Source organism: Methanoculleus receptaculi (assembly GCF_033472595.1).
Lineage (GTDB): Archaea > Halobacteriota > Methanomicrobia > Methanomicrobiales > Methanoculleaceae > Methanoculleus > Methanoculleus receptaculi.
In genome coordinates this window covers 145,955-159,388 of record NZ_CP137642.1, presented here as the reverse complement: position 1 = coordinate 159,388, position 13,434 = coordinate 145,955, and the positions used below count along the sequence as shown (strand labels likewise).

The 13,434-nt window shown below is 57.1% G+C and carries 15 protein-coding genes; 5 read left to right on the top strand and 10 right to left on the bottom strand.

Annotation, left to right across the window (positions count from 1 at the left end; all coding sequences use genetic code 11):
• Positions 1–43 precede the first annotated feature (43 nt).
• The 9 genes from R6Y96_RS00850 to R6Y96_RS00810 all read right to left on the bottom strand — a co-directional run bounded on the left by R6Y96_RS00850 (position 44) and on the right by R6Y96_RS00810 (position 8,625).
• Positions 44–1,183, bottom strand: a complete 1,140-nt coding sequence (locus tag R6Y96_RS00850; protein WP_318621585.1) for a hypothetical protein — start codon at positions 1,181–1,183, stop codon at positions 44–46.
• A gap of 50 nt (positions 1,184–1,233) precedes the next feature.
• The gene (locus tag R6Y96_RS00845) at positions 1,234–2,181 is read right to left on the bottom strand and encodes a hypothetical protein (RefSeq protein ID WP_318621584.1); all 948 of its coding nucleotides are present in this window, start codon (positions 2,179–2,181) and stop codon (positions 1,234–1,236) included.
• Between the two features lie 240 nt (positions 2,182–2,421).
• Positions 2,422–3,153, bottom strand: coding sequence for a hypothetical protein (locus R6Y96_RS00840; protein ID WP_318621583.1), 732 nt, complete (start codon positions 3,151–3,153; stop codon positions 2,422–2,424).
• Position 3,154: 1 nt separating this feature from the next.
• On the bottom strand, positions 3,155–3,943 hold the full coding sequence (locus tag R6Y96_RS00835) for a hypothetical protein (RefSeq protein WP_318621582.1): 789 nt from the start codon (positions 3,941–3,943) through the stop codon (positions 3,155–3,157).
• Between the two features lie 807 nt (positions 3,944–4,750).
• Entirely contained in the window at positions 4,751–5,197 is a 447-nt protein-coding gene (locus R6Y96_RS00830) for a hypothetical protein (RefSeq protein WP_318621580.1), read from the bottom strand.
• A 27-nt stretch (positions 5,198–5,224) separates the two neighbouring features.
• Positions 5,225–5,674 (bottom strand): hypothetical protein, encoded by a 450-nt coding sequence (locus R6Y96_RS00825; protein ID WP_318621578.1) that lies wholly within the window; start codon positions 5,672–5,674, stop codon positions 5,225–5,227.
• A 140-nt stretch (positions 5,675–5,814) separates the two neighbouring features.
• Entirely contained in the window at positions 5,815–7,008 is a 1,194-nt protein-coding gene (locus R6Y96_RS00820; RefSeq protein ID WP_318621576.1) for an META domain-containing protein, read from the bottom strand.
• An 11-nt stretch (positions 7,009–7,019) separates the two neighbouring features.
• Entirely contained in the window at positions 7,020–7,703 is a 684-nt protein-coding gene (locus tag R6Y96_RS00815) for a hypothetical protein (protein WP_318621575.1), read from the bottom strand.
• A gap of 19 nt (positions 7,704–7,722) precedes the next feature.
• Positions 7,723–8,625: a phospholipase C/P1 nuclease family protein gene (locus R6Y96_RS00810; protein WP_318621574.1), complete on the bottom strand. Its 903-nt coding sequence runs from the start codon at positions 8,623–8,625 to the stop codon at positions 7,723–7,725.
• A 550-nt stretch (positions 8,626–9,175) separates the two neighbouring features.
• Between R6Y96_RS00810 and R6Y96_RS00805 the strand changes: the two genes are divergently transcribed.
• The 3 genes from R6Y96_RS00805 to R6Y96_RS00795 are packed head-to-tail and all read left to right on the top strand — an operon-like array spanning position 9,176 to position 10,399.
• Complete coding sequence (locus R6Y96_RS00805; RefSeq protein WP_318621573.1) at positions 9,176–9,424, top strand: hypothetical protein; 249 nt, start codon at positions 9,176–9,178, stop codon at positions 9,422–9,424.
• A gap of 14 nt (positions 9,425–9,438) precedes the next feature.
• The gene (locus R6Y96_RS00800; RefSeq protein ID WP_318621572.1) at positions 9,439–9,612 is read left to right on the top strand and encodes a hypothetical protein; all 174 of its coding nucleotides are present in this window, start codon (positions 9,439–9,441) and stop codon (positions 9,610–9,612) included.
• Between the two features lie 40 nt (positions 9,613–9,652).
• Positions 9,653–10,399, top strand: a complete 747-nt coding sequence (locus tag R6Y96_RS00795) for a winged helix-turn-helix transcriptional regulator (RefSeq protein ID WP_318621571.1) — start codon at positions 9,653–9,655, stop codon at positions 10,397–10,399.
• Between the two features lie 93 nt (positions 10,400–10,492).
• Here R6Y96_RS00795 and R6Y96_RS00790 read toward each other — a convergent pair whose 3' ends face one another.
• Positions 10,493–11,185, bottom strand: coding sequence for a hypothetical protein (locus tag R6Y96_RS00790; protein ID WP_318621570.1), 693 nt, complete (start codon positions 11,183–11,185; stop codon positions 10,493–10,495).
• A gap of 372 nt (positions 11,186–11,557) precedes the next feature.
• On the opposite strand from R6Y96_RS00790, the gene R6Y96_RS00785 reads away from it, so the two are divergent.
• Positions 11,558–12,523, top strand: coding sequence for an ABC transporter permease (locus tag R6Y96_RS00785; protein ID WP_318621569.1), 966 nt, complete (start codon positions 11,558–11,560; stop codon positions 12,521–12,523).
• Positions 12,524–12,870: 347 nt separating this feature from the next.
• Entirely contained in the window at positions 12,871–13,389 is a 519-nt protein-coding gene (locus R6Y96_RS00780; protein ID WP_318621568.1) for a hypothetical protein, read from the top strand.
• Positions 13,390–13,434 lie beyond the last annotated feature (45 nt).

Sequence of the window (13,434 nt, the reverse complement as noted above, 5' to 3'; positions counted from 1 at the left end):
CCTCGATGGGTTGTAAAAAGGTGTAGTATGGAATATAAAGCGCTCAGAAATCATATACACTCCCGAGGACTGCAACCCCATCGTCCGACGTCCGGATGATCGAGACAACCGATCTATCATCTCCGATGTCGTACGATGCATCCCATGCGACCATTCCCTCGTCATCGAGCCTGACAACGTGAAGGGGGGATCCCGGATAGCCCTGCGGCTGGAGTCCGATAAACTCGGGAACGATAAAACCGGCATATGCATATCCGCCGTCCTCCGTCGCGACGATGACCCGGGAGGCATTCAATGGTCTTTCCCCGATCAGCCTGCCGTCCGCGGCAAGAGAGGCTTCGATCGTCTCCGTAAATCGCCCGTCAGCAGTTTCATTTCTTGCATCAAGGACGGTGCCATAGACGAGATCGTAGGTCCCGGCAGGGGAGATGCGGACAACGTAGAGGTCATCGCGCGACCGGCTCCCGAGCGTCTCATCCCAGACGGTATTTCCCTCTGCATCGAGTCTTGCGACCCATACATCCGCTCCGGTGGTCCCTCCTGCGATGAAACCTCCCGAGGGTATCGCAGCGATCGTACCAACGTTTAGGCCGGTTTCAAACGCTGCAGTCCATGCGATCTCCCCGTCCTCGCCTACCTTGACGATCCTGGTATCCCCGGCTACAGCATACCCGCCGCCCGGCGCCCCGACGACCTTCCACCAGTCGCTCCCGCCGCCGAGCGACGTACTCCAGAGGACGTTCCCATCTTCATCCACCCGTGTTAGAAACCCAGAATACGTGGCAACGACGTATCCGCCGCCCGGTGCCTCGACCAGCGAGCTGCCGTAATCCGGCGACATACCGAAGGTCATGGTTGATATGACATTCCCGTCTCTGTCGAGAGTAACGATGCGGGGGACCGGGCCGTTCACATCGGCGTTCGTTCCCGTGCCCGTGATTGCGTACCCGCCGTCGCGGGTCTGAATCATCGCCTGCCCTCTGCCGTTCGGGTCGCCGTCGACGAACGCAGTCCACTGGAGGGATCCGTCCGAATTGGTCTTGAGGATCCATGTGTCCAGAGTGAGGTCTCTATGCCCCCTATCAGTGCATCCAGCAAAGAACGGTATGGTTAACGCTAAAAGAAGAATGAGTATTACATATTTTGCACTTCTTCGGGGGTAGTGAAAGGTTGTGGTCTCCATGATTACAGCCTGTTTTCCCAATTTCTCATTTACTCGAATTAAAAAAGAGGTTACTGTTGAATGTAGGGCACCGACATGACAAGCTGCCCGATATTCGGGTTGCTGTTGTAAGTGTCGATATCATGGTTCCAGATATTGCTGGTGTAGATCACGGAGGTCTTGGGCCTGTACTGATACCCATGAATTCCATAGAGCCAGGCATACGTGTAACCATCATTCCAACAATACCTGAAGTAGATCTGGGAGCCCGTGACATCAAACAGGGCACGGTCTTCAAGGGTCCCGTAGTATAAAAGCCTAAAAGCGTCATACTCGATATCCGTCACCGGGCTCGGGTGATCCTCGTCATAATAGCGCAGCTGATATGTGGTCGGGCTGCCAGGCCAGACACCCACTTCATAGAGGTTATTGCCTCCATTTACCAAGTAAGGTAGGTTTGCACCGTCAAGTCCGATTCCGCCGTACACATCCGGCGAGCACTGGGCCAGGATGAAGGTATCCCACCGGTCTGTTCCTGCTAGCATCTTATCCATATCTTCCTGACAATCCGCAACACCAAGGATCTGCGGCTGGACGATCACAGCGTCCTCCTCCCGAAGATCACGCTGTTCCATCAGTATTTCGTCGCACACTCGTCTGAAATGCTCACCGACAATCACTTCCTTCAGAACGGTTCGGTCCTTCTCGTCAGGTTGAACATCTGTGGCCTTCTCCAGAATGGAGATAATGTCCTCAAGGTTTTGGTCATATTTCTCCATGATTTCCGATAACAATTCAGAACATCTCACTGAACTCGCACGATCGGATACCACCAAATTCTCTGCGGCAATCACACGGATGTCTTCGTCGACAGGTTCGAATAATCCCTGGACTTTGGCTTGATCTTCGATACAGATCGGATCGTTTTCCGTCCAGGCACTCACTGCAGGCACCACCACGCTCACCAGCATTACTGCCAAGAGTATAGAGAGAGCTCGCATTCCGATTCTTTTTCCCATGTTCTCTACCCCTCTGCTCGTTTTGGTTACCGGAGGCGGGGCCAGGCGTACCAGAGAAAGAAAACAACGGCAAATGTGGCGATAAGGAAGAGATAGACCGGACCCAGGGAAACTACGGTCTCCAGGGTCACACGAACCGCCTGAGTAAAGCCGAATTCGGTCATGCATGTGCTCCGGATGGCGCATCCGCGGGCAGATTTCTCCTATGGGCCTTTAAAAACCGGGGAAGAAGGGCGGATCTCACTGCTTCCCCTCCTCGGGAGACCGGAGGCTGACATTCCCATCCGGTGCCACCTCCCGCCAGGTCTTCGCGAGTCCGACGACCTCACCGCCGTCGCCCAGGATCGCCGCGAATTCATCGCCGTAGACCGGCAGCCCGTCGAGCGACCGGCCGAACCTGACTGCCTTGGTGATGTCATACGACACCTCCGGTTCGCTGCCGCCGGATTTCCAGACCTCCTGCTTCTGGTTCACCTCGGTCTTCACGACCCGGGCGTCCGGCGACTTCATGCCGTTTTTCTCCAGGAATGCAAGAGCAATCTTCTCTGCCTCCGCGTTCGTTGGGAGATCGGGCTGCTGGGTCACTTCGGTCGGCAGTTCCAGGTCAAGGATGTGGTAGGCCACGGCGCCGGAATGTGCATACACCGATACCTGCTCCTCCGGCTCCTTCGAGACGTCGACAAGGAGGAACTCCCCGGTCACCTCGCTGACCGCTTTCGATTCTCCCGAGAGCCCGAACCACTCTGCAATCTCCCGGACCCGATCCTCCGTGATGGTGACCGGAACCACCCGGTAAAGCGTATACGAATCCTGCACTTCCGGGAACTCTGTGGCGAGAGAGTATGTACCTTCACCTGCGCCCGCCACGGCGGGAAGAGGATTCGCCGGGGTCTGGCCCTGACCAAGAACCCATGCGCACCTGGCTATGATCGCGAGAGCGAGACAGACGAGTGCACCGATCTTTCGTGGCATTTTAAGACCTCCTATGTACTATCCCGGGAGATTTCGCTGCCCGGGGCGAGAGGGGCATGCCTTCGCACACGGAATGCGTAGACCCTGTTGCCGCTTCCTGTGCCGAGCAGGGTGCGAGCGGCCTTGCACCATGAAGCGAATAACTCCGGAGCATAAGATTCTCCAGGGTAGCAGTGTGATCAGGGAGAATAGCCGGCCCGATCACCCCATAGTAAACAACGAAGTAATCGTCGTGCTCCGGGGACAGCGGCTTCTCAACAACGGTGAAATAACCAAAAGACGTTTCGTTATCGAATTTTGTTACGGCAACGGGACTAAAGATCGGTTCCCCCTGTGATAAATCAGGTTCTTTGGAGAGGAACAGCTCAGCGGAAGAGACATTCCCAGATGCTCGGAGGTGGCTGCAGAGGACCATCTCAGCCTGTAAGAGGTCTGCCTTATCATCGAAGTACCAGTTGACGACCAGATACCGATCACCCGACACGGTGTCGACATACATTGCATAGCTGCAGTGCCGTGAGAGGACCGGGAATAAGGATGGACACCCGTCTTCGATATCGCCGAGCAGGACAACATTCCCATCGATCGTTCTATTTACGGCGACAGAGCCGTTCTCCGCATACTCATACCGGGGCTGCGGGATATACCATTTCTGCAGGGCCTCAGGGGGAGGATACCCAGGACCGATGGCGAGGAGGTCAATGAGCAGGAGGATACCGAAAGCACCGATAGCGATCAGGAGGAGAATGAATGCGAATTTGCTGGTTCTATCGGTTTTCAGGGATTTCATCTGGATCTACCACCATAAAGAGGGGTCAGGGCCTCACCCAGGTCGCCATGGCACCCCACCGGTTACTATAGACTACGTTATGGATCTGAGTATCCCATGTGTCATGTATGGACACCCAGTCCTCCGTATAGATAACCTACACAGGCAACGCTGTGATCACCATAAGGCCTATCTCCTCCTATAGGCATGCCGCCGCCCCACAGGCTGAACAAAAGGCCTCTGTGCACCCACCCTCGCTCTTTACCTCATCAAACGTCATCCAGGCATCGTCGCTTGAATCCATTGAAGAATCACACATCTAAGTGCACAGAACGCCTACGTTTCCTTTGCCTCCGGGCATGCGGGGCGCGTCATCCGGGCGTCAGACCAGGGGGTGGGCAGCCCCCGCACACGAGCGGGCACCGCACGCGGCACCCAATCCAATTCTGGGTCGTTAGAACATATAAAATCAGCAGCATCGTTCGGTTTTTTCCGAAATCATCTTAAACCATCTCATTGTGGGGCGATCGCACGGCAGTGTGCCCCCGTCCCCGCCGGGGGTGTGCCCGAAAGGATGCACTCACCCGATCTCTGGAGAATCGGTTCGGAACAGAAAAACCCAAACCTTTTCTTCGCTGAGGGGGGAGGATGATACCTCCCGGGATTTTCCCGCAGTCGGCCTCTAAGGCTGGATAATAGCTGGATAGGGTGGCCCGAGGCCAGGCGGTGACGCCCAGACTGATGTTGTGGTTCAGTTCACTCCCTCCGACTTGCCTCCCCCGTGGAAAGAGGCGATGCATATCGAGCACGGGCGACGGTGACTCCCCTTCACGGCCACGTCGTCAGGACCACGTAATACGCACCCTCGTACTCCATGAGCGGGTACAGTCCCCTCTCCCCCTGGGGACCGTAGGCATCGTGGAGCGCCTTGCTCTCCCGGTACGAGACCTTAGTTCCCCCAATGACACGCTGGTCCCGGTAGCCCCACTCCCACGCTGAGGGGTTCCGTTCCTCGCCCCGGATGACCGCATCGAGCGCCGGGTGATCGGCAAAGTCCTTCTCGGTCAGGGGGACGATCGTGCTCTCCCCCGGCTCCGCACGTTCCATGACATAGAGCATCGGCTGCTCGCCTGAACTCTCGTAAGCATAGACGATGAGGGCGTCGGCGAGCATGAAGCCGAGGACGACGGCAACGACACCGACGAGGCCGCAGGCGAGAACGATTCCTGCCGTTTTGAGCTGGTTCCTTGATTTCGGATTCTTATCTTCTTCCATTCCGATAGCCACCTTTTTGACACGACCCTAGGGGATCAGGGTGAGGAAGTAGTAATACGCACCCTCGTATTCTAGGTACGGCTGGTACCTTGCCTCGACATCGGGACCGAACGACTCGATAAGTACTCCCCGTTCCACATACGTCACCGGAGCACTCCCGATCGTTCGCTTGTCGAGGACACCGTACGGTGTGTCCCCCTGATACCAGGCTCCAGGATCCCGGTTGTCGCCCCGGATCGCGGAGTCGAGCGCCGGGTGCTGCTCAAAGTCTTTCTCGGTCAGGTGGATGATCGATGCATTTTCCGGCGGCAGTTCGTCCCTGATCTCCCAGACGTCCAATATCGGGGATCCACCGCTTGCTTCGAGCCAGGCGAAGAAGGCGGTATACCCGAGCACGACCGTCGCAACGAAGAGGATAACGCCGATGAACGCAAGAGCCCCCATAATGAGCAAATGTTTGTTGTTTTTCGATTTCATGAGATCTCCTCTGTGATTTCACCCAATCCCGCTGAGATAGGCCCGTCCTATTTCCATTCACCTTTGTTGGCGTATTCTGCTCCAGATTCCTGTACCGCCCAGATTCATAGGGTCGCCGGGGTCCCCGGACGGCACCCCGCTTATACCGCAGGCATGTTCGCCATCGTCACCAGGGGTTTCCCGTCGCCGGAAGAGAGTTCCAGCGTGCCGTTCTGGACCAGGTATGTTCTTGCCTCCCGGAATATCGACTCGATCATCTCCCGTGATTCACTCGCTTTTCCGGGATCGTCGCTTTCCGGGATTAGCAGGGATACGGGACCAAACGATATCGATGAGTTGTCTGCGTCATACTGCGCGGTGAACTGGATTCCGCGGATGGTTCCAAAGACGTTGCCATCCGGGGTAAAGTATACCATTTCGAACGTCTCCTCTGGCGGCAGGAGGACGGATCCATCCGCCGCCCGGTACTGTTGCGGATACCAGTCGGCCGAGACCAGTGAAGGGGGCATCCGGGTAAACGACATGATGGAGTGACCGTTCTCGTTCCTGATATCGAGTTGAGCCCCGGTTATCCGGTAACCGTGCGCCTGTTTCAGGAGCGATGAGTACCATTCGGGCAATTCAGCCCACCCCTCCACCGGCCCGAACCGGATGGTATCCCCGGGCGCTTCATACGTCCCGCAGTAATCGGTGCCCGCGGCGGTCCCCCGGAACTGGCTTTCATCCAGAAACTGCAATGAAATCAGGTCGGTACCCGGGTCCTGAACGGCCCCTCCCGTATCGTTCCGCGGGGACCAGAGATACCACGCTTTTCCCTGGAGCGGTTGTGTCTGACTGGTGAAGGAGAGGATCTCCCTTCCGGATGCATCGAACAACCGGAGGCAGTCACCGTCTATTGTGTAGGTCTCCGTTTCCATGAGCAGTGCGAAGAACGCTTTCTCTTGGTCGAGCACCTCAGGGGTCGAGGTCATCTTTGTCGATTCTATCTCGTGGATCCTGAGCCTGCTGCCGGAGAGGCCATAGCCGCCGAAGAAGATGTTGCACCCGGAGGTGCCGCTGACCCGCCCGGCGTCGGTGAACGCGATGATTGGGTCCGTTTTCTCGATGACGGGGACGGCTCCTTCCTCCGTCCAATAGGAGGTAAGATGCCATGACCGCCCGGATAGCGGGGATTGATTATCATTCGCCGGCAACGATGGGTTTCCGTCCGGCGGCAATCGAGTATCGTCCCGGGCCCCTGCAGAGTGCGTGAAAACGAGAACTCCCAGGCAGACGACGAATACAAGCAGTCCGGCGAGAGCGACCCTCACGGCCCGCCGGGAGTTCTTTCGCATGGGTTCGCCCGTCAAAGATAAAGCCCCCCGGGAGTGACATGATATTCGGCCGGGACCGGGATGAACCCGGATGCTGTGCCCGGAACGGTCGCATTCACCGTCGCCGTCCAGACATTCTCCTTTATCAGGTGTTTCATGCCTCCGCCTCCCTGGTACCTGAGGTTGAACGTGATCGGGGTGGCGTTCTCCGGCGGCGGGATGAAGCCGTCGAGGAAGACGACCGTGGTGTAGGTCCCGCCCGATGTTCGGCTGAACTCTTCGACGCTCATGTTATCGGGCGTCGCAAGCACAGGGACGAGCAGCCGGGGTTCTTCTTTCTTCTCGAACTCACCAGACGATACGGAGATACCGGGCGCGTAGTCGTCCGTCGTCGTGAACGCGAGCATCTTCCCACACGGTGTCTCCCGGACCGCCGTCTGCCATCCGAAGGCCTGATAACGACTAGTAAGCACCTCCTCCGACATCGCCGGAACACCATCCACATTCGCCGGGATCGGGACCATGACCGTGGCGATGCCGTTCACGGCAAGACTGGATAGGCCGGTGATCTCGATCGCGTAGGAGTTATTCGGTGAGATGATCTCGACGAACCCAACAGCAAGGAAGATGAGGAAGATCATCAGGGCGAGGATGCAGACCGCGGCGAGCCCGATCAGTATAGCTTTCCGGATTTTCTTACGTTGCTCGTTCATCATTTCACCAAAAAGGTTTTGGTTAGTGTGTCGCGTACTCGACGAGACCCATGTTATACTTGAGACCCTCTTTCAAGAGATCTTTGGTTGTCGACTTGACCCAGTCATCTTCTCCCCACCCAAAAGGAATAGTCACAATCTTCAATTGAAGTCCAGAATACCTTGCTGAAGAGTAGGATGCTAGAGATCGCGCACTCGAAGCGGGGTCAGATATTACGACCCAGGTATTAGGGGCCGACACAAGAGCCGCTTTAAACCCATACTCAGGATCGGTGAACTTTTCCTGCACGTATCCCTCATAAAGGGTATGCGTCGCCAGCTGTGCCGGATCGGCTGCACCCTGAGTATGCCACGGCATGGACAGATCGCTCATATAATGCATCGACCAGGATAGGCACCGCCAGGCAGACTCACTATAGGGGTTCGACCTCATCTGGGTCCTCGCTTCATTTGCGTAATAACTGCATTTATCCGGGGCGTTGCTGAAGAATGGGGCACCGTCCAGATAGTGCTCGACCATCTGCACAAGACCCCAGGTATCTGGGTCTCTCGAGTTTGCATCCAATATTTTTGTCTGTGAGTATCCCCAGCCCCTCTTTTGCCCGGCAATCCCAGCAAGGGCATTGTGAACCCCGTCAGGATTCTCACCAATTGCACCACCCCACATGGGGCTTATCTGACGAGAAGTGTCCGGACAATAGTAGGTAAACACACTGGCGATTACCGATGCCAGTAGTTCCCGCTTTTCTGTCTCTTCCAGCGCTGACGTTCCATCCCTGATCTTCTTCAGTTCTGCGGTGGTCTCCTCAAATTTGCTCTCTGAGTATGTCTCCTCTAACGCTTTGAGCACTATCGTTTGCTCATCGGGGGATAGGTGCGCGTAATGATCAAGCGCCGCCTCATCTTGCAGAAATGAACGCTCCAAGAGTAACCTCCCCTGCGCTCGCTGTCGATATAAGTGCTACACAAAGCAGCACTCCCAAGAGGATGGATATTCTTCCAATCCTGCGTAGTTCATTCATGATTGTTCTCCTCGATTCCTTCCCGGAGGACAGAAGAGGCACACATTTTAAGTACACGGAATGCGTACGTTCCCTTTGCCTCCGGGCATGCGGGGCTCTATCATCCGGGCGTCAACCGTGGATGGAGGGACCCCCGCGCTTCGGGATACCGGTTCCGGTATCCCACGATTGAGAGCTCAACGTTCTGCTATAAACGATTTCTGTCGAACCTCTCTACACGTTGGGACGGCTTGATCTCTTTTGGTCCCAGAAGCGTGCCGGATTTGTGCTGTATCGAGCGACGGGGAGCCCATGCAGTGGAGGGAGGGGCGGCACCGGTACCCGCCCCGCACACTCCTCTCAAATATCGCGCGGGTCCGACTACCGGGAAACTGGTCTGCGCCGGACCCGGGAACGTGTAGAGAGGATCGACAGAAAACTTAAGTGAAGGCATTTGAGAAGTTCTCCCGTAGTATGATGACATACAACCACTTCTTTGCACTGATGCTTGCACCGGTCCTGATGGTGCCGTCGGCTTTTGCCGGGAGCAGCGAATGTAGCGTGAAAACCGCCCCGGGAGGAGAGGCCCCGACAGGCGACGCCGGTATTTGTGCCTTCTATTCTATACAGCAGGGGGAGACGAACCATCACAGCGCGAATGTGCCTCCCGGGAGTTCAACGCTGTTTGTGAACCTGGACTGGTTCATTCCCAGCAGTCGTTGACGCTGAAGATCATCTTGCCGAGCGGAAGCACCTACGCCTACTATCACGACACCGATCTGGATGGTGATAAAGACGCGCAGATCCGCACACGGATCTCCTCTCCGGAGGCCGGGATGTGGCGGTTCCAGGTTTATGGGGAAGAAGTCCAGGATACGCAGAGTTATTTCTTTGAAGCCGCGGCGGAATAAATCAAATCTTTTTTATATTTACGGCCGTCTAATTCTCCTCATGGTGAACCAACCCGCCCTCGCGAGGTTCGCACTGTTCCTCATCGTCTTCACGTTGCTCATCACCCCCGGGAGCGCCACCAGCACCATACTGAGCGAGGGTGAGTTTCCAGAGATGGTACCGGACGATCCGATCCTGGAGTATGTCTGGAATATACCGTTGAAACTGATCCTGCTCGACTTCGTCTTCATGACCGCACCCCTGCTCTTCCTCCCGGTGCAGTTCCTCATATCGGTGTCCGTATGGCTCGTTCTCGGTCAGAGGAGGATCTCCAGAAAGAATGCCCTCGAACACGACACTCGCCGTGCGGCGTACCTCTGCATCCGGGAGAACCCCGGAATCAACCATGCTACGCTCTCCCGCAGGCTGGGGGTTAGCGTTGGAACGCTCCGGTACCACATTGAGATCCTCTGCGAGACGGGGCAGATAGTATCGGAGAACGACCACGGGTTTTTGCGGTACTATACAAACAGCAGGGCGGCCCGCGAAGGCAAGAGAGGCGCCTATCCCCTCAACGAGACGAGAAAAAGAATGCTCGATCTTCTCGGCCGGAATCCGGGGATGATGCGAAAAGAAGTCGCATCCGCGCTCGGTATCACCGGTGCATCGGTGACTTGGCATATGGCGCTGCTCATCCAGAGTGGTGCCGTCCGGAGCGAGAAGGACGGAAGGATGGTGCGATACTTCCCCGGGCATGATGTTGTGCGGCATTCCAGGGCGGACAGGAGCGTGGACGCAACCGGCTAGACCCTCGTCACCCAGGGGTGGGCTGAACAATCCGGGGGCGCCCGGGCTGGAGACGGTGAACGAGTCCCGGCTCTGTCGGTTTCGCACGCCCACCTATCCATAGATCACAGAGTCGGCCGCCGCGAGGTCTTGCCGGGTGAACGCAATAATACAGTCCGGAAGTTCTTCTCCGGACGGCGGGGACCCCGCACCCGAGTTCGGGATGATCGTGATGGTGTACCAGGATACGTCCGGACCAAACGTCGCCTCTTTCACCGGCATGAACGCCCCCTTCGAGACCTCGTAGAGCCTTCCCCGGGTCTCGTTGTAGTGGTCCCCGTACGCGTTCACGCTCACAAGAAGCCTCATACCCCGGTCCCGGAAGGGAATATCTTCCAGGGCGATAGCGTCGACCTCCCGCAAGAGTTCGAGGGGGTGCACCCCCTGCACGGAAAAATTGAACTTCTGCGATTTAGCCGATACCGTTCCGCCCGGCCCCACATACGCCTCGTAGCCGTGCTGCTCGCCAGCCTCCATCCCGTAGAAGTAGAGCCATATTACCCGGATCGCTCCGTCTTCGGCGAGATTGACCTCAAGTTGCAGCAGTCTCGCCGACTCGTTCTCGACGCCGGTGCTCTCGACGGCGATCTCCCAGAGAGCCAGGATGGCCGGATGGTATGCCGGGGACTCAAGATGGGTGATATTCTCGATACGGGTGACGTCCGGGGCCTCCGGTAAGATGAAGAAGTGCATGCAGGCGTAGACAGCTATTACTCCGACGATAACGGCAAGGATCGGTCGTCTCATGGTAGTTCCGGGCCGATGGAACCGGCGTGGTTAAAGTCAGTATGGGACCGGCCGGGCTTGAAGTTTCCGAAAAGTGACTGGTGCAGAGTATCGTCAGTTTACCACGGCCACTGGTCGGATCCACTCCTCTCACGCCACGACGTGTAGAGGAATGTGAGAGAAAAGGTATATGGAGTAACGATCCAGTCTCAAGACGGCAACACCCGTGGAAGTGCATCTGAGTAACCCTTGCCCGTTCCGGGCGGCGGAAAAACCTCGGTTGTCACTTTAAGGGGCGATGCCGCGTATTGTCGTGGGCCTGCGGTACTCTTGCGACCACGGACGGAGAACGAGCATGAAGATAGATGTATGTACACTGACCGGTGATAACGCATGACGGCGGAACGGGTCGTCATCGTGGCCAAAAAAGAGTTTGCCGACCAGATCACGGGCTGGCGGTTTCTGGTGATCCTCGCCCTGTTCCTCACAATCGCCCTGGTGGGAACCTACAGCGGGGTCGGGAGCTACGAGAGAGACCTGGATAGGTATGCCCAGCAACTGGCGACGATGGATGACCGGTTCGATGAACCGGGGCGGATGATGATGCCCGCAAAACCGCCGGTCGAGGGCGTTTACTCCTCGATGTTTCGGACGCTGGTCTCCTACGGGGGCCTCCTTGCGCTTGCGCTCGGGTTCGACCGGGTCTCCAGGGAGAAGGAGTCCCGATCGCTCAAAAGCCTGCTCTCCCACCCGGTCTACCGCGACGAGATCATCAACGGCAAGGCGCTCGGGGGCGTTGCGCTGCTTGCCCTCGTCGTCGGGAGCGTGCTCGCCATCTCCACCGCGCTGCTCCTCGTCTTCTCGATCGTGCCCGCCCCCGGCGATCTCTGGATGATCCTGACCTATGCCGGCGTCACCCTCCTCTTCCTCGTGACGTTCTTCTCCATCGCGCTCGCCCTCTCCACCCTCTGCCGGGAGAGCGGCAGCGCCCTGCTCCTTTCGGTGGTTGTCTTCATCCTCCTCGTCTTCCTGGTCCCCTTCGCCACCGCGAATATCGGCACGGCCCTCATGATGGAGGAACCCGACCCCGCTGCATACGACGGGGATACCCAATCGGAAGGCTACCAGGCGGAGATCGCGGCATACTCCAAGCAGATGAAGGTAATCGAGAGTGCCGTCAACCTCCTCTCGCCGCAGATGGCCGTCAACGCCCTCATCCAGGGGATCAGCAACTCTCCAGGGGCAACCCTTGAAGATACGCTCGGCGAGATATGGTCGAGCGTTGCGGCCCTGACCATCTATCCCGTCGCCTTCTTCGCCGTCGCGTACACGAGGTTCATGCGGATGGATATCCGGTGACCACGCCCAGGGGGGAGCAGGACCGAGTATGGAGCCCCGGCACTCCCGGTTCCGGCCGGGACCCTCTCCTGCTCCGTGGGCCGTGCAGGATGTATCCAGCCTTCCGCTTTCCGAAGAAGACAGCGAACATGTAGAGAGAAGTGAGAGAAAAGGTAAATAGCCCGACGTTGAGGTTGCAGTGCGGATGCCGGCATCAGGCATTCGCATAAGTCGCGGGGCCACACATCCGCGGTTCACTACAGGATGATGGACCCCGCATGCCCGGAGGCAAAAGGAGGGTTGTTATTACCTTTACTTATAGGTACGTTCTCTCTCCTCCGGTGCTGTAATAATGGAGGAAACAGAAAATGGAAAGCCGAAACAGATTTCTCTCGGTTTTGGCAGTACTGATGCTATTTGTATCAGTATCTGCCGGGGTTGTTTCTGCAGCCCAGACCGATCAGGAGAACATCGAAGTCGGAGAAATACCCCCTATGGTGGGCACAGATGATGCCGGGGCTCGGGCCACAATACACCTGGGAAGCATGTCAACAGATGGCGACGGCGACACAGCAAGCGTGGCCGGTGTGGGATCAGTCACTGCTCCAGCCGGGCAGAACACCTTCACAGCAACATACAGTAATGTTAACGATGTGGACAACGACGGTCAGGGAGCGATCTACCGCCTGACGGTCTATGATGCTCTGGGCGTGGCGCACACTACCCAAAAGCGGGTCGACTGGGCGACCAGCGGCACCATCAGCGTGAGCTTCAATTCGCAGGGCAGCGGCGATGCCCAGTACGAACTCTGGTGCGAGACGCACAACTGGTTCGATACGACGACGGCGACAGGTGGCCCCTACATTGGCGACCTCGATTATGTCTAAACAGGTGCATCTCTAGGCTGCACTATTTTTAAAGCGGAGTGATGA

What these genes read in the sequence shown, in the direction of transcription:
- R6Y96_RS00785 (WP_318621569.1), top strand. Translation starts at nt 11,558, where the DNA reads ATGACGGCGGAACGGGTCGTCATCGTGGCCAAAAAAGAGTTTGCCGAC.
- R6Y96_RS00850 (WP_318621585.1), bottom strand. Translation starts at nt 1,183, where the DNA reads ATGGAGACCACAACCTTTCACTACCCCCGAAGAAGTGCAAAATATGTA.
- R6Y96_RS00815 (WP_318621575.1), bottom strand. Translation starts at nt 7,703, where the DNA reads ATGATGAACGAGCAACGTAAGAAAATCCGGAAAGCTATACTGATCGGG.
- R6Y96_RS00805 (WP_318621573.1), top strand. Translation starts at nt 9,176, where the DNA reads ATGATGACATACAACCACTTCTTTGCACTGATGCTTGCACCGGTCCTG.
- R6Y96_RS00795 (WP_318621571.1), top strand. Translation starts at nt 9,653, where the DNA reads ATGGTGAACCAACCCGCCCTCGCGAGGTTCGCACTGTTCCTCATCGTC.
- R6Y96_RS00840 (WP_318621583.1), bottom strand. Translation starts at nt 3,153, where the DNA reads ATGCCACGAAAGATCGGTGCACTCGTCTGTCTCGCTCTCGCGATCATA.
- R6Y96_RS00830 (WP_318621580.1), bottom strand. Translation starts at nt 5,197, where the DNA reads ATGGAAGAAGATAAGAATCCGAAATCAAGGAACCAGCTCAAAACGGCA.
- R6Y96_RS00790 (WP_318621570.1), bottom strand. Translation starts at nt 11,185, where the DNA reads ATGAGACGACCGATCCTTGCCGTTATCGTCGGAGTAATAGCTGTCTAC.
- R6Y96_RS00845 (WP_318621584.1), bottom strand. Translation starts at nt 2,181, where the DNA reads ATGGGAAAAAGAATCGGAATGCGAGCTCTCTCTATACTCTTGGCAGTA.
- R6Y96_RS00820 (WP_318621576.1), bottom strand. Translation starts at nt 7,008, where the DNA reads ATGCGAAAGAACTCCCGGCGGGCCGTGAGGGTCGCTCTCGCCGGACTG.
- R6Y96_RS00825 (WP_318621578.1), bottom strand. Translation starts at nt 5,674, where the DNA reads ATGAAATCGAAAAACAACAAACATTTGCTCATTATGGGGGCTCTTGCG.
- R6Y96_RS00835 (WP_318621582.1), bottom strand. Translation starts at nt 3,943, where the DNA reads ATGAAATCCCTGAAAACCGATAGAACCAGCAAATTCGCATTCATTCTC.
- R6Y96_RS00780 (WP_318621568.1), top strand. Translation starts at nt 12,871, where the DNA reads ATGGAAAGCCGAAACAGATTTCTCTCGGTTTTGGCAGTACTGATGCTA.